This is a genomic window from Microbacterium sp. W4I4 (assembly GCF_030816235.1).
GTDB lineage: Bacteria > Actinomycetota > Actinomycetes > Actinomycetales > Microbacteriaceae > Microbacterium.
The window spans coordinates 3,557,131-3,578,384 of the sequence record NZ_JAUSXT010000001.1 but is presented as its reverse complement, the minus strand read 5'-3'; the positions used below and the strand labels follow the sequence as shown (position 1 = coordinate 3,578,384).

The window sequence follows — 21,254 nt, the reverse complement described above, 5'->3', positions numbered from 1 at the left end:
GCGCACGGTCAGGAGGCCGGGGTCTCCGTCGGAGTCGGCTTGGCCGGAGGCGTGGGCGTCGGAGTGGGCTCGACCTTGCCGTAGTACTCGTCGCTCGCCGTCGTCAGCACGAACTGAGAGAACTCCGCCGGATCATTGAGCGCCCCCACGTACGCCTCGCCGCCGACGACGATGAGCGCCTCATTGCTGAGCTTGAGGTCCTTGGAGCCGGGCAGCGGCCCCTCCAGAGCGCGTGCGGTGGCATCCTTCGCCCAGGTGACGAAGTCCTGGTCCTCGATGCAGGAGCGCACCTTCTTGGCATCCTGCACGCCGACAGCGACGGCCAGATCCGCGAGCTGCACGTCGGAGCGTCCGTCGCTGTCGATCTTCGGCTGGTCGGTGAGGAGCTCGTGGTTGAAGTCGAAGAACTGCTCCGGCGAGTACGTCACCACGCAGGCGGCTGCGGATGCCGCGCGCAGCGAGTACTTCGTGCCGTTCGAGCTCGCCGTCAGCAGCGCGACCGGGTGGTAGGTGACGGTGACCGCCCCCTCCTTGATCCATCCCGCGAGCTGGCGCGCATTGGCCTTCTCGAACTCCGAGGCGCCCGCTGAGAGGTAGTCGACGTAGATGTGGATCTCGGTCGGCTCCGCGGCCGGCTCCGTGGTCTTCGGCGTAGGCGCGGGGCTCGCCGCCGCGTCGCTGGGCTGCGGCGTGGGCGTGGCATCTGTTCCGGCCGCACCGGAAGCGGGCGACACCTCGCTGACCGTGACTCCGTCGTGCGTCATGCCACTCGGGTTGAGGGCGGGCTCGGAGATCGAGGAGCTGACCGCGAGAGCGACAGCGGTGCCGATGGAGCCGACGGCCACAGCCGCGACGAGTCCGATGATGACTCGTCGCATGATGCGGGCGCGCGACTGCTGGGCGTGCACAAGCTGTGCTTTCTCCCGCACCGCGTCACGCGTATTGCGAGCGGCAGGGACGTTCGGCGTTTCGTCGCTCGACATCGTTCCTCTTGAAGATCGGTTGGGATGGGTGATCCCACGGCCGCAAGGGAAGCGGCACGATCTCGATGTTAACGAGACAGTCTGGGAAATACCCAGACGCCCCAGGTCATGCAATACTGATCACGACCCGAAGAAGGGTCACGGTGGAATGTTCCACCGCTTCCATCACAACGGATCGTCCGGCACGTACCTGCCGGTGAAGGAGAAACAATGGCTACTGTCACGTTCGATGACGCCACCCGCCTGTACCCCGGCGGCACGCGCCCCGCGGTCGACAAGCTGAACATCGACATCGCCGATGGCGAGTTCCTTGTTCTGGTCGGCCCCTCGGGTTGCGGAAAGTCCACCTCGCTGCGCATGCTCGCTGGCCTCGAAGAGGTCAACGCCGGCCGCATCCTGATCGGTGACCGCGACGTCACCGACGTGCCGCCGAAGGACCGCGACATCGCGATGGTGTTCCAGAACTACGCGCTGTACCCGCACATGACCGTCGCCGAGAACATGGGCTTCGCCCTGAAGATCGCCGGCGTCAACAAGGAGGAGCGCGCAGCTCGCGTCCTCGAGGCGGCCAAGCTCCTCGACCTCGAGGAGTACCTGAACCGCAAGCCGAAGGCCCTCTCGGGTGGTCAGCGTCAGCGCGTCGCGATGGGCCGCGCCATCGTCCGTCAGCCGCAGGTGTTCCTCATGGACGAGCCGCTGTCGAACCTCGACGCCAAGCTGCGCGTGCAGACGCGTACGCAGATCGCGTCGCTGCAGCGCCGCCTGGGTGTCACCACGGTCTACGTCACGCACGACCAGACCGAGGCCCTCACCATGGGTGACCGCATCGCAGTCCTCAAGGACGGCATCCTGCAGCAGGTCGGCACGCCCCGCGACCTGTACGAGAAGCCCGAGAACCTCTTCGTCGCCGGCTTCATCGGCTCGCCCGCGATGAACCTGTTCGAGACCGACCTCGCCGACGGCGGCGTCATGTTCGGCAACGAGGTCGTCCCGCTCGACCGCGACACCGTCGGCCGCGCCAACGGCAGCAAGGTCACCGTGGGTGTCCGCCCCGAGGACATCGTCGTCGGTCCGGCCGATGGCAAGGGCCTCTCGGTCACGATCGACCTGGTCGAGGAGCTCGGCGCCGACGGCTACCTCTACGGTCACGCCGACATCAACGGCAAGCGCGCCGACCTCGTCGCACGCGTCGACGGCCGCAGCCACCCGAACGCCGGCGAGACCGTCACCCTGGCGGCCACCGCTGGCCACGTGCACGCGTTCGACATCGAGTCGGGTGTTCGCCTGAACGACAAGCCGGTCATCTCGGCCTGATCGTTCGATCTCAGCGGCGCGGGTGCACCTTCGGGTCACCCGCGCCGCGGTGTTTCCGGATGCCGACGGCATCCGCCCCGTCCTGTGCGGAGGAGGAACCATGATGCAGGAGTCGCTGCGCATCAGCGCGAGCGCGATCGACCCGGGGCTGCTCTCGCTGCCCTGGACCACACCGCTCGGCAAGTGGCCCTCGGAGCACATCGTGTCGCTGCCGAAGGGCCTCTCACGACACCTGGTGCGTTTCGCGGATCTGTCCGGCCGCGTCGTCGCCGTCAAGGAGACCACCGAGGAGATGGCCACACGCGAGTACGAGATGCTCGGCAGCCTCGCCAAGCTCGACGTGCCGTGCGTCAGCCGGGTGGCGGTGATCGCCGGACGGACGGATGCCGACGGCAAGGCGCTGCCCGCGGCTTTGGTCACCTCCCATCTGCGTTTCTCGATGCCGTACCGCGCGCTGTTCACCCGCGTGCTGCGCCCCGACACCGCCGACCGCCTCGTCGACGCTCTCGCCCTGCTGCTCGTGCGGCTGCACAACGTCGGCTTCTACTGGGGCGACGTGTCCCTGTCGAACACGCTCTTCCGCCGCGACGCCGGCGCCTTCGCGGCCTACCTCGTCGACGCCGAGACAGGCGAACTCCACGAGGAGGGCCTCACCGACGGACAGCGGGCCTACGACCTGGATCTGGCCCGCACGAACATCGCCGGGGAGATCATGGACCTCGCCGCGGGCGGACGCCTGGAGTTCGGCGTTGACGCCCTGGCCATCGCCGACGGCATCGTCTCGTCGTACCACTCGCTGTGGAACGCGCTCACCGACGAGGAGTCCTTCTCGACCGAGGAGACGTGGCGCATCACCGAGCGCGTGGAGCGGCTCAACGCGCTCGGCTTCGACATCGACGAGATGTCGATGGTGACCACGCCTGACGGCACCGCGGTGCGCATCCAGCCGAAGGTCGTCGACGCCGGTCACCACCAGCGCCGCCTCATACGTCTGACCGGACTCGACGTCGAGGAGAACCAGGCCAGGCGCCTGCTGAACGACCTGGACGAGTTCCGGGTGCGCTCGAACAAGAAGCTCGCGGAAGAGGAGATGTACGCGCACGAATGGCTCACGCGGGTCTTCGAGCCGGTCGTGCGCGCCATCCCCTACGATCTGCGCGCCAAGCTGGAGCCCGCCGAGGTCTACCACCAGGTGCTCGAGCACCGGTGGTACCTGTCACAGGCGCAGGGTCGCTCCGTGCCCCTCGCCGAGGTGCTCACCAGCTACATCAACGAGGTGCTGCGGCATCGCCGCGACGAGGCGACGATCATGGGCCCGCCGACCGAGACGACGAGCCTGCCCGTGGTCACCGGAGCGATCGAGGTCTCCGACGACACGGCCGCGATCGACTGGCGCGACCTGGTCTGAGTCACCCGCGAGCCCCGCTGTATGGCGCGAACCGCCCCGATTCGCGCAGAATCGGGGCGGTTCGCGCCATACAGACGGGTTCTGTGATCAGTAGCCGACGGCGAAGCGGCCACGCGAGTGCTGGGGCGACTCGATCTCGTCGACGATGGCGACTGCGAGGTCCGCACCGGAGATCGTGGAGCTGCCGTCCGCCGCCCGCACGAGCACGTCCCCGCCGTCGCGGTAGGCGCCGGTGCGAACACCCTCAGCCCACGGGCCGAACACCTCGGCGGGGTGGATGAAGAACCAGTCCAGGCTCTCGTCCGACGCCTGCAGCAGCTCGAGCGTGTCGATGCCGACCTGGGCCTCGTGCTTGTACTCCTCGGGGAAGTCCTGATCGAACAGGCGCGGTCCGCCTTCGGAGACGAGGCTGCCGCCGGCGCCGCCCACCACGCCGATGCGCGTCTTCGTCCCTGTGAGCTTCGCGATCAGTTCGCGCATGGCGCCGAGCACCGCGTTCTCCATGTCGCCTCGCGGCGAGAGCGCGGACACCACGGCATCCGCTCCGTCGAAGACGTCTCCGAGTCCGGCGAGATCGAGCACCGAGCCCTGCACGTAGTCGACACCGTCGATCGGGGCGTCCGGGACGTTGCGCGCGATCACCGTCACCTGATGTCCGCGGTCGACCGCCTCGCGGGCGATGTGCGCTCCGGCGTAGCCGGTTCCTCCGATGACGACGATGCGGGACATGCAGACTCCTTCTGGTTCGCGGACGTGCGTCCGAAAGGTGCAAGCCCGGCAGCGGCCGGGCTATTCCCGTTCGTGCGTCAGCCGCGCCCGGCGCGCACCGTCGACACCTGGTACAGCGCGACGGAGGCCGCGATACCGGCGTTGAGCGACTCGGTGGCCGCCGAGATCGGGATCGAGACGATCTGGTCGCAGGTCTCCGTGACCAGGCGCGAGAGACCCTTGCCCTCGGAGCCGATCACGATGACGACCGGACGGTCCGCGAGCTCGAGGGCCGGCAGCGAGACGTCTCCCCCGCCGTCCAGACCCAGGACGAACACGCCCTGCTTCTTGAACTCCTTGAGCATCGAGGTGAGGTTCGAGGCGATCGCGACCGGGATGCGCGCGGCAGCACCGGCGCTGGTCTTCCAGGCGGCGGAGTTCACGCTCGCGGAGCGGCGCTGCGGCAGCAGGATGCCGTGTCCGCCGAAGGCGGCCGTGGAGCGGATGATCGCACCGAGGTTGCGCGGGTCGGTGATGCCGTCCAGCGCGACGAACAGCGGCTTCTCCCCTCGGCTGATGACCTGCTCGAGCAGGTCCTGAGGGTGCGCGTACTCGTACGGCGGCACCTTGAGCGCCACGCCCTGGTGCACGCCGTCGAACCCGGCCATCCGGTCGAGTTCCTGTCGCGTGACCTCGAGCATCGGGATCTCGCGGTGCCGTGCGATCGCCAGCATCTCCTTGACCCGGTCGTCCATCTCCACGCGCTGGGCGATGTAGAACGCCGTGGCGGGGATCTTCGTGCGCAGCGCCTCGAGCACCGAGTTGCGGCCGGTGACCGTCTCGGTGTCGTCCGCCGGCTTCGAGCCGCGCGAGCTGCGGTTGGGGTTCGACCCCGACTGCGGGCGCTGCCCGGCCTTGCCCTTGCCGCCCGCGGCGGCGAAGCGCTCCTGTGCGGCCTTGCGCTTGCCGGCGACGTGCCAGCTCCGGTCCTCCGCCTTGGGCGTCGGCCCGCGACCCTCGAGCGACTTGCGTCCGAGACCACCGGTGCCCTTGGTGGCACCCTTCTTCTTGCTGTTGCCCGCTCCGGGGCGGCCAGGCTTAACCATCAGTACTCCAATGTGTTCCGTCCGGAGAATCCTCCAGAGTGATCCCTGCCGCAGCGATCGCATCGCGGATGCGATCGGCCGCGGCCCAGTCCTTGTCAGCGCGCGCCTGCGCACGCTGGTCGATCATGGTGCGCACCAGCGCGTCGAGGGCGGATGCCGTGGCGCCCGCACCTTCCGAAGCACCGGAGGCATCGTCGAGACCCAGCACCTCGACCATCGCGCACACCTCGAGCAGCGCGCGTTCGGCGGCGGCATCATCGCCGTCATCCAGCGTCTGGTTCCCGTGTCGCACGCGCTCGTGCAGCACGGCGAGCGCCTGCGGCACGCCGAGGTCATCATCCATGGCAGCGGCGAACTCCGCGGGGATCAGCGGGATGTACTCGATATCCTCGGCCGACGGGTCCTGGTCGCGCCGACGCTGCGCATTGCGTGCGAGGGCGCGCGTCGCACGTTCGATGAACGAGCGGATGCGCCCCAGCGCGGCCTCCGCCTCCGTCAGGGTGGACGCGCTGAGGTCCAGGCTCGAGCGGTAGTGCGCGGCGAGCAGCGCGTAGCGCGCCACGAGCGGGTCCACGCCGTCGAGGAAGTCCAGAGCGAGGGTGAAGTTACCCAGCGACTTGGACATCTTCTGTCCGCCGACGGTCACCAGTCCGTTGTGCACCCAGTAGCGGGCGAAGCCGTCGCCGGCCGCTGTCGACTGGGCCAGTTCGTTCTCGTGGTGCGGGAAGCGCAGGTCGAGTCCACCGCCATGGATGTCGAACTCCGACCCCAGGAAGCGCTTGGACATCGCCGAGCACTCGATGTGCCAGCCTGGACGCCCCTCGCCCCAGGGCGAGGTCCATACGGCATCCGCCGGCTCGCCTTCCTTGGCGCCCTTCCACAGGGCGAAGTCCTGCGGGTTGCGCTTGCCGCGCGGGTCGGCATCGGCGGCCGCCTCCATGGCATCCACAGACTGGTGCGTGAGCGCACCGTACGCGGGCCAGGAGCGCACGTCGAAGTAGACATCACCCGATCCGTCGGGCGCGGCGTACGCGTTGCCGCGCTCGATCAGGGTGGCGATCAGCTCCTGCATCTGCGGGATGAACGCGGTCGCACGCGGCTCGTAGGAGGGCGGGAGGATGCCGATCGCGGAGTACGCCTGCGTGAACTCCCGCTCGATGCGATACGCGAGCGCCCACCACGGCTCGTCCTCGGTCGCGTTGGTGAGGGTCTTGTCGTCGATGTCGGTGACGTTGCGCACGAAGGTCACCCGGCCGAAACGGTAGGTCAGCCAGCGCCGCAGGACATCGAAGCTCAGCGCGGCCCGGACATGCCCGATGTGCGGTCCGGACTGCACCGTGGGTCCGCAGACGTACATCGTCACGTTCGAGGCATCGAGCGGGACGAAGTCGCGCAGCTCACGCGCGCGGGTGTCGTAGAGGCGGATCGTCACCGCACAAGACTACCGGGCCGCTGCTGACGGCAGGATGAGTGCGGTCGCGGTCACGGCGATGCCCTCGCCGCGTCCGGTGAACCCCAGTCCGTCGGTGGTGGTCGCCGACACCGCGACGGATGCCCCGCCCAGCGCCCTCGACAGCGCGGCCTCCGCCTCCTGGCGCCGGCCGCTGAACCGTGGACGGTTGCCCTGGAACTGCACGGAGACGTTGCCGATCGTGAAACCGGCATCCGCCAGCATCCGTGCGGTGCGGGCCAGGAAGACGTCGGCGTGCGCGCCCGCGTACTCGGGATGCGCGGTGCCGAAATGCTCGCCGATGTCGCCGAGTCCGGCCGCTCCCAACAGGGCGTCGACGATCGCGTGCGCGACGGCATCACCATCGGAGTGGCCCGACAGCGGCTGCTCCCCCGGCCATTCGAGACCTGCCAGCCAGAGGTTCCCGTCGCCGCCGAACGCATGCACGTCGGTGCCGACGCCGATGCGCGGCACCGAAGGGACGGTTGTCGGGTGCAGCAGCATCCGCGCACGCTCGAGGTCGGCGGGCGTGGTGATCTTGAAGGCGTGCTCCGAGCCCGCGATGCGTCGCACCGCACCGCCGGCCGCGGCGAACAGTGCGGCGTCGTCGGTGTGCTCCTCACCCGCCTCGAGGGCGTGCGCATAGGCGGCTTCCAGCGCCGCCCGAGGAAAGCCCTGCGGCGTCTGCGCGGCGGCGAGCACCGAGCGGTCCACCGCATCCACGACGACGTCGCCGTCCACGCGTTTGAGCGTGTCGATGACCGCGAGCGCCGGAATGACCCCCGTGTCCGCCGTCACAGCGGCCGCGACCGCGTCGATCTGCGCGGCGGGAGTGAGGGCACGGGCGGCGTCGTGCACGAGGACGACGTCGGTCCCGCTGCGCAGCGCTTCCAGTCCTGCCGCGACCGACTGCTGCCGCGTCTCGCCGCCGATGACCACGGTGGCGCGCCGATGCGGCTCCCCGTTCGCCTTCGCCAGCTCGTCGGCGACGGCCTGTTCGTGACCGGGCGGTGCGACGAGGATCACGTGCATCGGTCGGGCGGCGAAGACGCCGTCGAGGGCGTGCCGCAGCACCGAGCGTCCGTCGAGGTCGACCAGCGCCTTCGGCATCCCGGCGCCCAGCCGCGTGCCGGAGCCGGCGGCGACGACGATGATCGCGGTGGTCGGGGCACGGTGTTCGGTCACGCTCTCACGCTACCGCGCGGAGACGGCGGACCCGAGGCGGACGAGCGGATGCGAGAGAGGGCGGATGCCGAAGCATCCGCCCTCTCTCAGAGAATCCTCTTGATCGTGCTCAGGAAGCGAGAACCTCGTCGAGCAGTGCGCCCGCCTTGTCCTCGTCGACCTTCTCGGCCAGTGCGAGCTCGGAGACGAGGATCTGCCTGGCCTTGGCCAGCATCCGCTTCTCACCCGCAGACAGGCCGCGATCCTGGTCACGACGCCACAGGTCGCGCACGACCTCGCTCACCTTGATGACGTCACCGGACGCCAGCTTCTCGAGGTTCGCCTTGTAGCGACGCGACCAGTTGGTCGGCTCCTCTGTGAACGGTGCACGCAGCACCTCGAAGACGTGGTCCAGCCCCTCCTGACCGATGACATCGCGGACGCCGACCAGGTCGACATTCTCTGCGGGCACCTCGATGATCAGGTCACCCTGCGTGACATTCAGCTTGAGATACTTCTTCGTCTCACCCTTGATCACCCGGTCCTTGACCTCGATGATCGTCGCAGCCCCGTGGTGCGGATAGACGACGGTTTCGCCAACCTCAAAAAGCATAAAAACGTGTCCTTTCGGCAATCTCCAGGATACCACAGCGAATATGCACTAAGGTTTGCGCCGATGCGCCTCCGGGGCGTCTCGGAACAGACGGGTCGACCCACTAGACTGAACCAGGACACCCGTCGCACCTCAGGAGGATCCGTGAACTCGCGCTCTGCTGCGTCCATCGCTCCGCGTCTCATCGCAGCCATCGCCCTCGGCGCCACCGTAGCGCTCGGCGCCACCGGCTGCACGTTCATCACTCACCAGGCGACCACGATCTCCTACCCCGCCTCCGACGGTGTCAACGTCGAGTCCACCGGCGGTCCGGTCGTCGTGCGCAACGCCCTCGTCATCGCCACCGAGGACGGCTCCGCCGGCAACCTCGTGGCCGCGCTGGTCAACGAGAGCGACCAGGGCGCGACTCTCACCGTGGACGTCGCAGGCAAGCAGTTCGATGTGCGCGTGCCCGCGAACGAGCGGGTCAGTCTGGGAGCCGACGAGGACCCCCTGCTCATCGAGAACCTCGACGTGAAGCCCGGCGCCACCGTCGAGATCCTGTTCCGCTCGGGAGACGACGACGCGCAGCCGCTCCACGTGCCCGTGCTCGACGGAACGCTGCCGATGTACAAGGACCTCGTCCCCAGCGAGAGCTGAACAAGACCACCACGGCACAGGCGGTATGAGAAAGAGGCCGGCTCCGAGGAGCCGGCCTCTTTCTGCGTCCACCTGGGAGCTCAGCCCTCGAACTGACTCAGCCCTCGAACCGGTAGCCGAGCCCGCGGACGGTGACGAGCATGACCGGGTCGCCGGGGTTCTTCTCGATGCGCGAGCGGATGCGCTTGATGTGCACGTCCAGCGTCTTGGTGTCACCGAAGTAGTCGCTGCCCCACACCCGGTCGATCAGCTGCCCGCGGGTGAGCACGCGGCCGGCGTTGCGCATCAGCACCTCGAGGAGCTCGAACTCCTTGAGCGGCATGTTGATCTCGCCGCCGTCGACCGCGACGGTGTGCCTGTCGATGTCCAGACTGACCCGGCCGCCGTCGAGCACGCGCTCGTCGAGGTCCGCCTCCGCCTGGGAGACGCGGCGCAGCACGGCGCGCATGCGCGCCAGCAGCTCGCGCGACGAATAGGGCTTGGTGACGTAGTCGTCGGCGCCGAGTTCGAGCCCCACGACGATGTCGACCTCGGAGTCCTTGGCGGTGAGCATGATGATCGGCACAGCCGAGGACTGACGCACCTGACGGCACACCTCGGTGCCCGGCATGCCCGGCAGCATCAGGTCCAGCAGGATGATGTCCGCACCGCGCTCGCGGAACGCCTCCAGCGCGCCGGGTCCGTCGTCGCTGATCTCGACCTCGAAACCCTCTCGCCTGAGCAGGTACGCCAGCGGGTCGGCGAGATCGGGCTCATCCTCTACCAGCAGGATTCGGGTCATTCGCTCTCTCCATCTCGCACAGTCGCGCTCGGCTGGTCGTCCCCACCGGCGCGCTTCTTGGACTTCTTCTTGGATCTCTTCTTCGGCGTCGCGGGCTCCGGCGCGTCGATGAGCGGCAGTCGCATGGTGAAGGTCGATCCCTTCCCCTGGCGCGACCACACCCGCACCTCGCCGCCGTGGCGCTGCGTGGCGTGCTTCACGATCGAAAGTCCCAGCCCAGTCCCACCGGTGCGCCGTGACCGTGCCTCGTCAGCGCGGTAGAAGCGTTCGAAGATGCGCTCGCGATCACCCTCGGATATCCCGATGCCCTGGTCCGTCACGGCGATCTCCACGACATCGCCCGCGACCTTGATGCCCACGCCCACCCGGGAGCCCTTCGGCGAGTACAGGATGGCATTGGCCAGCAGGTTCCCCACCGCCTCGACGAGCACCTGCGCGTCACCGCGCACCCACGCACCGCGGTCTCCACCGCGATGCAGCTCGACACCGGCGGAATCGGCCTGCACGCCATGCGCTTCCATCGACGCCGCCACGACCTCATCGATCGACACGGGTTCCACCTGCGAAAGACTCTCCGCGGCCTGCAGTCGGGACAGGCTCATGATGCGTCCGGTCAACCGACCCAGCCGACCGGCCTCCGCCGTGATCCGGGCGGCGAAGATGCGCACCTGATCGGGATCGTCCGCCGCGGACTCGATCGCCTCGGCCAGCAGACTCACCGAGGCGACGGGAGTCTTCAGCTCGTGACTGGTGTTGGCCACGAAGTCGGTGCGCATCTGATCGAGACGCTCGCGCTCGGTGACATCGCGGACGATCAGGAGGATCAGCCGCGGGCCGACCGTGCTCGCGCGAGCCGACACCAGACGGGGATCGAGCGAGGCGCCCGCGGAGATGCGCAGCGTCTCGGTCTCGCCGACCCCGCTGGTGCGGACCCCGCGGACGAGGCGTCTCAGCTCATTGTTCTCGAGCACCGCCCCCTGGGTGATGTCGAAGCGCGCCGCAGCAGCCGTCGTTGCCACGACCAGCCCGGACGGATCCACCACGCAGGCGGCGTCGTCCATACCGTTCAGCACGTCGGTGATCCCCGCAGGGATCGCCGTCGTCGTCTCCTGCATGGCCTGCTGGCGCATGCGGTACGCCCAGGTGACCAGCAGCACCACTCCGGCGCCCATGATCACACCGATGGCGAGCGCGAACAGCGCGAGCTGGGGCGATGGCATGGCTCCAGCGTAGGGCCCACCCGGGTGGTCATCCGCCGTTCAGAGCCCGGTCACATGGCTGCGGAGTCAGTGTTCACGTTTCCGGCACCATTCGTTAACCTTCGATGGGGACAATCGACGCTGGCCGCGTGAGCGCGTGCCTGCTCGGCGTCCACGCCGACCCCACGACGAAAGGTTGCGCCGACATGCGCCAAGTCTTCCACCAGTCTCTCGAAGAGCTGCAGTCACGAGTCGCCGAGATCGCCGATCTGGTCACGGTCGCCATAGAGAAGGCCACCACCGCATTCGCCGAGAGCGACGTCGCCCTGGCCGAGGAGGTCATCGCGAACGACGCCCAGATCGATGAGCTCGCCGTCCTGCTGGACGAGCAGGCCATCGAGATCCTCGCCCGCCAGCAGCCGGTGGCGCGCGATCTGCGCATCGTCATCACCGCGCTGCGCGTGAGCGCCTCGCTGGAGCGCATGGGCGACATGGCCGAGCACATCGCCCAGCTGGCCCGCCTGCGCTTCCCCGAGCGCGCGATCCCGAAGGGTCTGAAGAGCACATTCCGCCGCATGGGCGAGCTGGACGTGGAGATCTCGCGCACCCTGGCCGAACTGCTGCGCACAGAGGATCTGCGCCTCGCCGACACCATCCGCAACGCGGACGATGACGTCGACGAACTGCACGCCCGGGTCTTCGAGAAGGTGCTCAGCGACAACTGGAAGGGCGAGGCCACCGCCACCGTCGACGCCACGCTCGCCAGCCGCTACCACGAGCGCTTTGCCGACCACGCCGTCGCCGTCGCGAAGAAGGTCGTCTACCTCGCCACCGGCGACTGGGCCGTCGAGGAAGCCGACATCGCCATCGCCGCACAGGAGCAGGAGCATCGGCAGGAGCCCGGCGACGCCTGAGCATCCGCCCATGCGAAAGGGCCCCTCTCCGGATCCGGAGAGGGGCCCTTTCACGTTCAGGATTCTGAGGTCCGTGCTACTTCTTGCCCTGTGCGGCCACAGCCGCAGCTCCCGCCGCAGCGGCCTCGGGGTCGAGGTAGCGGCCGGGAGCGGTGGGGCGGTTGTTCTCGTCCAGCTCGTAGACCAGCGGGATGCCCGTGGGGATGTTCAGCTCGGCGATGTCGTCGTCGCTGATCCCGTCGAGGTGCTTCACCAGACCGCGCAGCGAGTTCCCATGCGCTGTGACCAGCACCGTCTTGCCGGCCTCGAGGTCGGGGACGATCGCGCTGTCCCAGTAGGGCAGCAGCCGGTCGATGACGAGCTTGAGCGACTCGGTACGAGGCACCTCGCCGTCGATGCCGGCGTAGCGCGGGTCGTTCACCTGGCTGAACTCGCTCGCGTCATCGAGCAGGGGCGGCGGCACATCGAACGAACGACGCCACAGCTGGAACTGCTCGGGACCGAACTCCTCCAGAGTCTGCGCCTTGTCCTTGCCCTGCAGAGCACCGTAATGGCGCTCGTTGAGACGCCACGAGCGGGTCACCGGAATCCACAGCCTGTCGGCGGCATCCAGCGCGATGTCCGCCGTCTGGATCGCGCGGCTCAGCAGCGAGGTGTGCAGCACGTCGGGAAGGATGCCGGCCTCGGCGAGCAGCTCGCCGCCACGGCGGGCCTCGCCCTTGCCCTGCTCGGTCAGGCGGACGTCGACCCAGCCCGTGAAGAGGTTGAGCTGGTTCCATTCGCTCTGGCCGTGACGCAGAAGAATCAGTGTGCGGGTCATGGAGCCAGCCTATCTTTTCTGCCTTCGATGTCTGTGGTCGGTGACATTGTGGGGCGGGCTCCGTGACGTTCCCTTCGCTCGCAGAGCGGGTGCCCCTCCCGCTTCGCGGGTCCCTCCCCGATGCTCGCTCCGGGAACGTCACTGCGCCCTCGACTGCATGAGGAGCTCCGGCGACGTGGAAGGGGTGTGAGGGAGTAAGGAAAGATGGAGGAATGGGAAAGGGACCGGTCGGGCAGGCCACGCGGGGGACGACGGGAACCAACCGGCTGCGGCGGAACGACCGGTGGATCGCGGCATCCGATGCCTTCCGGAAAGCGCAGGACCCTCTCGTCATCGACCTCGGGTACGGCGCCAGCGGCGTGACCGCCTTCGAGCTCGCGCAGCGGCTGAGGCGCACGCGGCAGGATGCCGAGGTGATCGGCCTCGAGCTCGACCCGGCCCGCGTGGCGAAGGCACGCGAACAGCTGGACGAGGTGCGCGCAGGGCGCACGCCCTTCGCATCCGACCTTCCCGTGTCGTTCGCACGCGGCGGCTTCGAAGTGCCGCTGTCCGACGGGCGACGCCCCGCGGTGATCCGCGCGATGAACGTGCTGCGTCAGTATGACGAGAGCGACGTCGCCGACGCCTGGAAGAGCGTGGCCTCGCGGCTGGCGCGGGGCGGGATGCTGGTCGAGGGCACGTGCGACGAGATCGGTCGCATCGCCGGCTGGGTGGACGTGGCATCCGACGGCCTTCCGGTGCGCTTCACGATCTCGCTGCGCCTCGCTGATCTCGAGCATCCGGGAATCGTCGCCGAACGCCTGCCCAAGGCGCTCATCCACCGCAACGTACCCGGCGAGCGCATCCACGCACTCCTGACCGCGCTGGACCGAGAGTGGGAACGCGCGGCGCCGCTGTCGACCTTCGGCGCCGTGCAGCGATGGCTCGCCACCGTCACCGCACTCAAAGCACAGGGCGTTCCCGTGCAGGGCACCAGAACGCGCTGGCGTCTCGGCGAGCTCACCGTCCCCTGGGACGCCGTCTCCCCTGCAGAGTGACTGCTCGGACTGAGGTCCGAGTTCAGCCCCAGCGCTGCTCCAGCCAGCGCGTCCCCTCGACGCCCCAGGTGTGCTGGAACGCGCGAATGGTGGGCATGCCGGGCGGTGCGGGAAGACTCGCCTTCACGAACGAGTTCCCCGCCACCCCGGCGAGCACCGCGTCGATGTCCGCGTCATCCACACCCTCGAACAACGCGTGGCTCCGCAGGGTCTCCTCGGCGTCGAACGACTCCCCGCGCACGCGTGCGTCGAACACGTAGAACAGGCCGTCCAACCAGCGTGCGCCCACGGCGGCCCAAGGCCAGTCGATCAGCCAGGCACGCCCCTCGGCATCCATCAGAACGTTGTCCGCGCGCCCGTCGAGGTGCTGCAGATGCTCCCCCGCGACCACGTCGAGGACCCCCTCGGCTGCGGCGCGCAGCCGAGCGCGGTTCGCGACAGCCCACTCCGGCACCCGGATCGATCCCTCCTCGATCATCCGCCAGCTGTCCTGCTCGGCCATGAACTCATCCGCGGCGGGCCGGATCGCCGCGCCGGCTCCTTCCGTGAGCCGTGGCAGGGTGGCGAACGCGTCGAGCACGGCGACGATCTCCGACCCGTCCCCCGCGCGTCCCGGATGCCGCCCCTCGATGTCCTCGACGACGAGCACCGCCCAGTCATCGGTGACGACGGAGCCGAGCAGCGCCGGTGCGCTCACCTCCGGCGGCAGCAGACGCATCACGTCGGCCTCACGCCGGTGCAGGTCGTACGCGCCCTCGTTGTGCCCGCGGTGCGCCGTCTTCACGAACGCCCGCCGTCCGGCCGCAGTCGCCACCCGATCGGCGCTGCCCGGTGAGAAACCCTCCGCCTGGCTGATGGCCGACACCACGGAGGAGCCGAGGATCCGCTCGATGCGCGCCACGAGATCAGTGGGGAGGTCGGTCCACAGCATCCGAGTCTTCACGGCATCCGTCATCCGTCGACCTTATCCGGGTGGCGCCGGCGCCAGGCTCAGCGCGCGGTGCGGGGGTCCTCGGCTGTGGGGCGGCGGGACAGACGCGTCAGACGGGGGACGCCGGCGGTGGCGCCGGCGTCGGCCGGCACGATCACCTGCTGCGCGGCGGCGATGTCGATGCCCTCCGAGCGCACGGTCAGCTCACCGGTCGAGGCGCGCCGCGACAGGACCGCCAGCGCTATCGGCCCCTCCTCGAAGTGCAGGACGGCCGATGTGATCGTCCCCACCTCGGTCTCACCATCGAACACGAGATCCCCGCGCACCGGCAGGACGACATCGCTTCCGTCGAGGTGCAGTGCGGCCAGTCGACGCGGCGGATGCCCGAGGTTGTGCACCTTGGCGACCGTCTCCTGCCCGCGGTAGCAGCCCTTGCTCAGGTGCACCGCGCTGCGGATCCAGTCCGACTCGTGCGGGATCGTGCGCTCGTCGACCTCGTGCGACCAGCGCGGACGCCAGGCGGCCACGCGCAGCGCCTCGGCGGCGAGCGCGCCGGCGAACGGGCCGCCCAGCGCATCGACATCGTCGACCAGCGCGACGCTCCACGGGTACTCGGACCCCGGATGCTGATCGACCAGCGCGTACTGATGCCCGCCGGGCTGCACCTGATGCCACGGGTCCCGCCACACCACGGGCACGCCGTTCGGCGCGGATGCGGTGATGCGCTTCTCGGCCTCGCCTCCGGCGAGGAAGCCGACGAGGGCCGCATCCGGTCGCACCGTGACGGTCACCCGGGAGCGGAACACCATGCGCTGCAGCCAGGCGGCCAGCTTCTCGGCATCCGCGTCGTCGGCGATCAGCCAGACGCCGGCGCCGTCCTCGAAGACCCCGGCCGCGTGCTCGACGCGGCCCTGCGGGTCGAGGACCAGCAGCTCGGTGCTGTCTCCGGGGTGCAGGTGACCGACGGACTGCGAGGTGATGGAGTCCAGCCAGCTCAGCCGGTCCTCGCCCGCCACCTCGATGACGGTGCGGTCGGTCAGCGGCGAGATCGCCCGCCCGGCGGCGAGATCGCGCTGCTCGATCAGCGGGTTGCCGAAGTGGGTGATCAGGTCGCCGTCGCGGACGGCACCGGGGAGGGAGTCGAACAGAGCCATGTCAGATCCTTGCGAGACGTGCCGAGGCGTGCGACTTCAACGGCTCGCCCAGTGCGGTGATGTCCCACGCCCACAGCAGGTGCTCGTCGACGAGGCCGTACATGCGGGTGGCGGCCGTGTACTGCTTCGCGCCGGCCGGGCGGACGATCGCATCCGTGGCGATGTCGACGCGGGGGCCGGAGATCCGGCCGAGGTACAGCTCGAGAGTGCCGTCGGAGTGCGTGACCGAGACCTCGATGGGGAATCCGTCATCGGTGCGCAGCTGCTCGACATCGTCGACCGTTCGCGGCACCGCCTGCTCGGCGGGCGGCAGCAGCGCGGGCCCGGGATCGGCGTCCGTGCGGGGGCGGGAGAGCCGCCAGAATCCGGTCTCGGCGAGCAGCTGCACGGGAGCATCCGTGCCCTCGAGCCCGAGGAAGGATGCCGTGGCCGCGTAGTTCAGGAACGGACCGCCGTCGTGGCTGAAGCTCACGCGATGGCTGAACTCGCCCTGGTAGCGCCGGCCTTCCGCGGAGTACTCGATGACACCGGTCCCCTCCCAGACGCCCAGCAACCAGGACAGCGGCGCGAGGTCGGCGGGCAGATCCGTGGGCAGCTCGATCACGACGGAAGTCGGATCAGCGCTGGCCGCGGAACAGGTTCACGAGCACGACGCCGGAGACGAAGACGATGGCAAGACTCGCGAGCCCCAGCAGGCCGAGGAAGAAGATTTCGAGCGCGACGGGATCCATGTCCCTCAGTGTAGCCGCTGACGACGCGCCGGGCGCCTCAGAGCGCGGCGGCCAATGCCGCCAGGCCGAAGGCGGCGGACACCAGTCCCATCACGATGAGAGAGCCGACGCAGCTCGCCGCCACCCGGACGATGAATCCCTGAGCCCGGCCGTATCCGAGCTGCACCGCGAAGGAGAGCAGGATCACGCCGCCGAACGCGATCACCAGCCAGGTGACGCGATCCTGTTCGGGCAGCGCGATCCCGAGCGCGATCGCGCCGATCAGGGAGACCGCCCACACGGCGATCACGCCGTGGAAGGCATTGCGCGGTGCGAGGACGGCGTCAGACATGTGGCCATCGTACTTCTCATCGATCACGACTTCTCGGCAGAGGAGGGCGCGCGCGTTGACTAACATTGTCGCGTGGCCCTGCTGCTCGCGCTCAGCCCTGCTCCCGACGCGGAGCCGGTGCTTCCCGCGCTCGAGCTGCTGTCGCACAGCATCCGTCGACACCCGATGGATCCCAGCCACCTGCTCTCCCTCCCCGAATCGGATGCGGTCCTGCTGGACGCACGCACAGACCTCGTCGGCGCCCGAGCCGCGTGCCGACTGCTGCGCACCGCGGGCGCGACCGTCCCGGTGCTGCTGATCGTCACCGAAGGAGGCCTGAGTGCCGTATCGGTGGACTGGGGCTTCGCGGACCTCATCCTGGCCACCGCGGGTCCCGCCGAGATCGACGCGCGCATCCGGCTCGCCATCGCGCAGGCCGAGGACGACGAGCCGGTGCGCGTGCAGGCATCCGGGATCACCATCGACGAGCAGTCCTACGCCGCCAAGCTGCACGGCCGTCCGCTGGATCTGACCTACAAGGAGTTCCAGCTCCTGCACTTCCTGGCCACGCATCCGTCCCGGGTCTTCACCCGCGAACAGTTGCTCAGCGACGTGTGGGGGTACGACTACTTCGGCGGCACGCGCACGGTCGACGTGCACGTGCGGCGTCTGCGGGCCAAGCTCGGCGACGCCGAGCAGATAATCGGAACGGTCCGCAACGTCGGCTACCGCTTCAACCTGCACGACGAAGACCATCACGCGGACGACTGAGTTCACGCATCCGTCACCCACGGGTGCAAGGATGTACCCCATGATCGATCCCGTACTTGTCGACGCCGGACTCGGGGATGCCGAGGACGATGACTTCGATGCGCATGAGGCGCCGGATGCCGTCCTTCCGGACCACCGCTACCACGACCGCGAGCTGAGCTGGCTGGCGTTCAACCAGCGCGTGCTGGAGCTCGCCGAGGACGCGACGCTTCCCGAGCTGGAGCGAGCGAACTTCCTGGCCATCTTCGCCAGCAACCTCGACGAGTTCTTCATGGTGCGCGTCGCCGGACTCAAGCGCCGCATCCTCACCGGTCTTGCCGTGCCGACCAACGTCGGGCGTGCTGCGACCGACGTGCTCTCCGACATCTCGGCCGAGGCGCACGCCCTGCAGCTGCGCCACGCCGCCGTCTGGACCAACGAGGTCCGGCCCGCGCTCGCGGACGCCGGCATCGAGATCATCGAGTGGTCCGAACTGACGGATGCCGAGCGCGACTCACTCGGCGAGTACTTCGGTGCACAGGTCTTCCCTGTCCTCATGCCGCTGGCGGTCGACCCGGCGCACCCGTTCCCGTACATCTCAGGACTGTCGCTGAACCTGGCGATCCGCATCCGCAACGCGCGCACCGGCCGTCAGGATTTCGCACGCCTGAAGGTGCCGCCCATGCTCCCCCGCTTCGTGGAGGTTCCACGTGCCGGTGAGATCCTGCGCTACATCCGCCTCGAGGAGCTGATCGCCAACCACCTGGACGACCTCTTCCCCGGCATGGAGGTGCTGGACCATCACGCGTTCCGCCTCACCCGCAACGAGGATTTCGACATCGAGGAGGATGAGAGCGAGAACCTCATCCAGGCCCTCGAGGCCGAGCTGCTGCGTCGCCGGTTCGGTCCGCCGATCCGGCTCGAGATCACCGACGACATGGATGACGTGACGCTCGAGCTGCTCATCAAGGAGCTCGACATCACCGATCAGGAGGTCTACCGCCTCCCCGGACCGCTGGATCTGCGCGGCCTGTTCGGGCTCGCACGCGTGGATCGCCCCGACCTGCGCTACCCGCCGCACCTGCCGACCACCGCCGTGGCGTTCCAGCCGGGCGACAGCAACGAGCGGCCCGACATCTTCAAGGCCATCGGCCGCGCCGACGTCCTCGTGCACCACCCGTACGAGTCGTTCGCGACCAGTGTGCAGGCATTCCTTGACCAGGCCGCCCGCGACCCCCATGTGCTGGCCATCAAGCAGACGCTGTACCGCACCTCGGGCGACAGCCCCATCGTGCAGGCGCTGATCGACGCGGCCGAGGCCGGCAAGCAGGTGCTGGCCCTCGTGGAGGTGAAGGCCCGCTTCGACGAGGCGAACAACATCGTGTGGGCGCGCAAGCTCGAGAAGGCCGGCGTGCACGTCGTGTACGGCCTGGTGGGTCTGAAGACGCACTGCAAGCTGGCGCTGGTGATCCGTGAGGAGGACGGCGTGCTGCGCCACTACTCGCACGTCGGCACGGGCAACTACAACCCCAAGACCAGCCGCATGTACGAGGACTTCGGCCTGTTCACCGCCGACCCGCAGATCGGCAAGGACCTCACCCGCCTCTTCAACGAGCTCAGCGGGTACGCGATCGAGAAGAAGTTCAAGCGGCTGCTCGTCGCGCCCCTGCACCTGCGCAAGGGTCTGCTGCGCCAGATCGACAACGAGACCAAGAACGCCGAGGCCGGCAAGCCCGCGCGCGTGCGCATCAAGGTCAACTCGATGGTCGACGAGCAGATCATCGACGCGCTGTACCGCGCCAGCATGGCCGGCGTGAAGGTCGAGGTGTGGGTGCGCGGCATCTGCAGCATGCGCGTGGATCTGCCCGGCGTGAGCGACAACATCACCGTGCGCAGCATCCTGGGACGCTACCTGGAGCACTCGCGCATCTTCTCCTTCGAGAACGACGGCAATCCTGTCGTCTACATCGGCAGTGCGGACATGATGCACCGCAACCTCGACCGCCGCGTCGAGGCTCTGGTGCGGCTGTCCGCGCCCGAGCACATCCAGGAGCTGCACGACCTGTTCGACCTGGCCATGGACCCGGGGACGAGCTCCTGGCATCTGAGCGAGGGCGGTGTCTGGAAGCGCGCTGTCGGAACCGAGGACGAACCGCTCGTGGATCTGCAGGATCGGACGATGTCCGCCGTGCAGGGCCGACGTCGCAAGCGATCGGTCCGATGACGGACACCGCGGTGTTCGCGGCCGGCGCCGTCGTGTGGCGCCTGGTCGAGGGCAAGCTGCGCATCCTGCTCATCCACCGCACCAAGTACCGCGATGTCACCCTGCCCAAGGGCAAGGTCGACCCGGGCGAGATGCTGGCGCAGACCGCCGTGCGCGAGGTGCATGAGGAGACCGGGATCAAGGTGGCGCTCGGTGTGCCGGTGGGAGTGAGCAAGTACTGGATGCGACCCAAGCGGCAGAAGGTCGTGCACTACTGGGCGGCCGAGGCCACGGATGACGCGATCCGCGCGTCGACGTTCGTGCCGAACGGCGAGATCGCCGCGATCGAGTGGCTGAGCCTGAAGAAGGCGCGGGCGCGCCTGAGCTACCCGGTCGACGTGGAGATCCTCGACAGCTTCGCCGGCCTCGTCGACGACGGCGTGCTGCACACCTTCCCGCTCATCCTGCTGCGTCATGCCAAGGCCGTCGCGCGCGCTGACTGGGACGGGGCCGATGCCACCCGTCCGCTCACCGAGAGAGGGCAGACCCAGGCCAAGGCCATCGCCGCGCCGCTGAGGGCCTTCGGCGTGCGTCGCATCGTCTCCAGCGACGCCGAGCGGTGCCTGAAGACGATCGCGCCGCTGCAGAAGAAGGTCTCTCACGCGGCGCGGGTCACGACCAGGATCAGTCAGGACGCCTGGGACGAGGGTGCCGCCGACATCCGCTCCGTCGTCGGCAACCGTATCCGCTCACGCAAGGCGGCCGTGCTCTGCAGCCACCGTCCGGTGCTGCCGGCGATCCTCTCGGAGGTGGCGCTGGCCACCGGCACCGTGCACGGCTCGTACGTGAGCAGCGCGAGCGCCCTGGAACCCGCGGGGTTCTCCGTCGTTCACCTCTCGGCCACCAATCCCGGCTCCGGGATCATCTCGATCGAGACGCACGCACCCAAGATCTGAGCCCCCGCGCCCGAAGGACACCGGTCGCACCCCGTTCACCTCCCGTTCACCCGAGGGCGTCACTCTCGTTAACCGAGGCTCCT

The 21,254-nt window shown here is 68.8% G+C and carries 21 protein-coding genes; 8 read left to right on the top strand and 13 right to left on the bottom strand.

Annotated elements, in window-relative coordinates:
* Positions 1-8: 8 nt before the first annotated feature.
* Entirely contained in the window at positions 9-983 is a 975-nt protein-coding gene (locus QF046_RS16975) for a thioredoxin domain-containing protein (protein ID WP_307372071.1), read from the bottom strand.
* Between the two features lie 210 nt (positions 984-1,193).
* Between QF046_RS16975 and QF046_RS16970 the strand changes: the two genes are divergently transcribed.
* Positions 1,194-2,297, top strand: coding sequence for an ABC transporter ATP-binding protein (locus tag QF046_RS16970; RefSeq protein ID WP_307372069.1), 1,104 nt, complete (start codon positions 1,194-1,196; stop codon positions 2,295-2,297).
* A gap of 103 nt (positions 2,298-2,400) precedes the next feature.
* On the top strand, positions 2,401-3,705 hold the full coding sequence (locus QF046_RS16965; RefSeq protein ID WP_307372890.1) for a DUF4032 domain-containing protein: 1,305 nt from the start codon (positions 2,401-2,403) through the stop codon (positions 3,703-3,705).
* A gap of 87 nt (positions 3,706-3,792) precedes the next feature.
* On the opposite strand, the gene QF046_RS16960 is transcribed toward QF046_RS16965, so the two are convergent.
* The 5 genes from QF046_RS16960 to QF046_RS16940 all read right to left on the bottom strand — a co-directional run bounded on the left by QF046_RS16960 (position 3,793) and on the right by QF046_RS16940 (position 8,746).
* Positions 3,793-4,434 carry an NAD(P)-dependent oxidoreductase gene (locus tag QF046_RS16960; protein WP_307372067.1) on the bottom strand — a complete coding sequence of 214 codons (642 nt, stop codon included), beginning with the start codon at positions 4,432-4,434 and terminating at the stop codon, positions 3,793-3,795.
* A gap of 77 nt (positions 4,435-4,511) precedes the next feature.
* Positions 4,512-5,519 carry a 23S rRNA (guanosine(2251)-2'-O)-methyltransferase RlmB gene (gene rlmB, locus QF046_RS16955; protein ID WP_307372064.1) on the bottom strand — a complete coding sequence of 336 codons (1,008 nt, stop codon included), beginning with the start codon at positions 5,517-5,519 and terminating at the stop codon, positions 4,512-4,514.
* Entirely contained in the window at positions 5,512-6,951 is a 1,440-nt protein-coding gene (gene cysS, locus QF046_RS16950; RefSeq protein WP_307372062.1) for a cysteine--tRNA ligase, read from the bottom strand. Before cysS ends, rlmB begins: the two co-directional genes overlap by 8 nt.
* A gap of 9 nt (positions 6,952-6,960) precedes the next feature.
* Positions 6,961-8,154: a 2-C-methyl-D-erythritol 4-phosphate cytidylyltransferase gene (gene ispD / locus QF046_RS16945; RefSeq protein ID WP_307372060.1), complete on the bottom strand. Its 1,194-nt coding sequence runs from the start codon at positions 8,152-8,154 to the stop codon at positions 6,961-6,963.
* Positions 8,155-8,263: 109 nt separating this feature from the next.
* Entirely contained in the window at positions 8,264-8,746 is a 483-nt protein-coding gene (locus QF046_RS16940; protein WP_307372058.1) for a CarD family transcriptional regulator, read from the bottom strand.
* 144 nt (positions 8,747-8,890) lie between these two features.
* Between QF046_RS16940 and QF046_RS16935 the strand changes: the two genes are divergently transcribed.
* Positions 8,891-9,385 (top strand): DNA modification methylase, encoded by a 495-nt coding sequence (locus tag QF046_RS16935; protein WP_307372056.1) that lies wholly within the window; start codon positions 8,891-8,893, stop codon positions 9,383-9,385.
* Between the two features lie 97 nt (positions 9,386-9,482).
* Here QF046_RS16935 and QF046_RS16930 read toward each other — a convergent pair whose 3' ends face one another.
* Positions 9,483-10,166, bottom strand: coding sequence for a response regulator transcription factor (locus tag QF046_RS16930; RefSeq protein ID WP_307372054.1), 684 nt, complete (start codon positions 10,164-10,166; stop codon positions 9,483-9,485).
* Positions 10,163-11,386 (bottom strand): cell wall metabolism sensor histidine kinase WalK, encoded by a 1,224-nt coding sequence (locus QF046_RS16925; RefSeq protein WP_307372052.1) that lies wholly within the window; start codon positions 11,384-11,386, stop codon positions 10,163-10,165. The genes QF046_RS16930 and QF046_RS16925 overlap by 4 nt, the downstream gene beginning before the upstream one ends.
* A gap of 185 nt (positions 11,387-11,571) precedes the next feature.
* Here QF046_RS16925 and phoU point away from each other — a divergent pair, with 185 nt between their 5' ends.
* Entirely contained in the window at positions 11,572-12,279 is a 708-nt protein-coding gene (gene phoU, locus QF046_RS16920; RefSeq protein WP_307372048.1) for a phosphate signaling complex protein PhoU, read from the top strand.
* A gap of 76 nt (positions 12,280-12,355) precedes the next feature.
* Here the strand turns inward: phoU and QF046_RS16915 are convergent, their stop codons facing one another.
* Entirely contained in the window at positions 12,356-13,099 is a 744-nt protein-coding gene (locus QF046_RS16915) for a phosphoglyceromutase (RefSeq protein ID WP_307372046.1), read from the bottom strand.
* A gap of 212 nt (positions 13,100-13,311) precedes the next feature.
* Between QF046_RS16915 and QF046_RS16910 the strand changes: the two genes are divergently transcribed.
* Complete coding sequence (locus QF046_RS16910; protein WP_307372044.1) at positions 13,312-14,136, top strand: class I SAM-dependent methyltransferase; 825 nt, start codon at positions 13,312-13,314, stop codon at positions 14,134-14,136.
* A gap of 22 nt (positions 14,137-14,158) precedes the next feature.
* On the opposite strand, the gene QF046_RS16905 is transcribed toward QF046_RS16910, so the two are convergent.
* The 4 genes from QF046_RS16905 to QF046_RS16890 form a co-directional block, all read right to left on the bottom strand.
* A complete protein-coding gene (locus QF046_RS16905) occupies positions 14,159-15,091 on the bottom strand; it encodes a hypothetical protein (RefSeq protein WP_307372041.1) in 933 nt (310 codons plus the stop codon).
* A gap of 35 nt (positions 15,092-15,126) precedes the next feature.
* Positions 15,127-16,221: a folate-binding protein YgfZ gene (locus QF046_RS16900; protein ID WP_307372039.1), complete on the bottom strand. Its 1,095-nt coding sequence runs from the start codon at positions 16,219-16,221 to the stop codon at positions 15,127-15,129.
* A 1-nt stretch (position 16,222) separates the two neighbouring features.
* Positions 16,223-16,825, bottom strand: a complete 603-nt coding sequence (locus QF046_RS16895) for an FABP family protein (protein WP_307372036.1) — start codon at positions 16,823-16,825, stop codon at positions 16,223-16,225.
* 164 nt (positions 16,826-16,989) lie between these two features.
* Positions 16,990-17,283 (bottom strand): hypothetical protein, encoded by a 294-nt coding sequence (locus QF046_RS16890; RefSeq protein ID WP_307372034.1) that lies wholly within the window; start codon positions 17,281-17,283, stop codon positions 16,990-16,992.
* Between the two features lie 72 nt (positions 17,284-17,355).
* On the opposite strand from QF046_RS16890, the gene QF046_RS16885 reads away from it, so the two are divergent.
* Genes QF046_RS16885 through QF046_RS16875 form a run of 3 tightly spaced genes read left to right on the top strand, consistent with a single transcriptional unit; the run spans position 17,356 to position 21,171 of the window.
* Complete coding sequence (locus QF046_RS16885; protein ID WP_307372032.1) at positions 17,356-18,033, top strand: response regulator transcription factor; 678 nt, start codon at positions 17,356-17,358, stop codon at positions 18,031-18,033.
* A 40-nt stretch (positions 18,034-18,073) separates the two neighbouring features.
* Entirely contained in the window at positions 18,074-20,236 is a 2,163-nt protein-coding gene (locus QF046_RS16880; protein ID WP_307372030.1) for an RNA degradosome polyphosphate kinase, read from the top strand.
* Positions 20,233-21,171, top strand: coding sequence for an NUDIX domain-containing protein (locus tag QF046_RS16875; protein ID WP_307372029.1), 939 nt, complete (start codon positions 20,233-20,235; stop codon positions 21,169-21,171). Before QF046_RS16880 ends, QF046_RS16875 begins: the two co-directional genes overlap by 4 nt.
* The last annotated feature ends 83 nt before the right edge of the window (positions 21,172-21,254 follow it).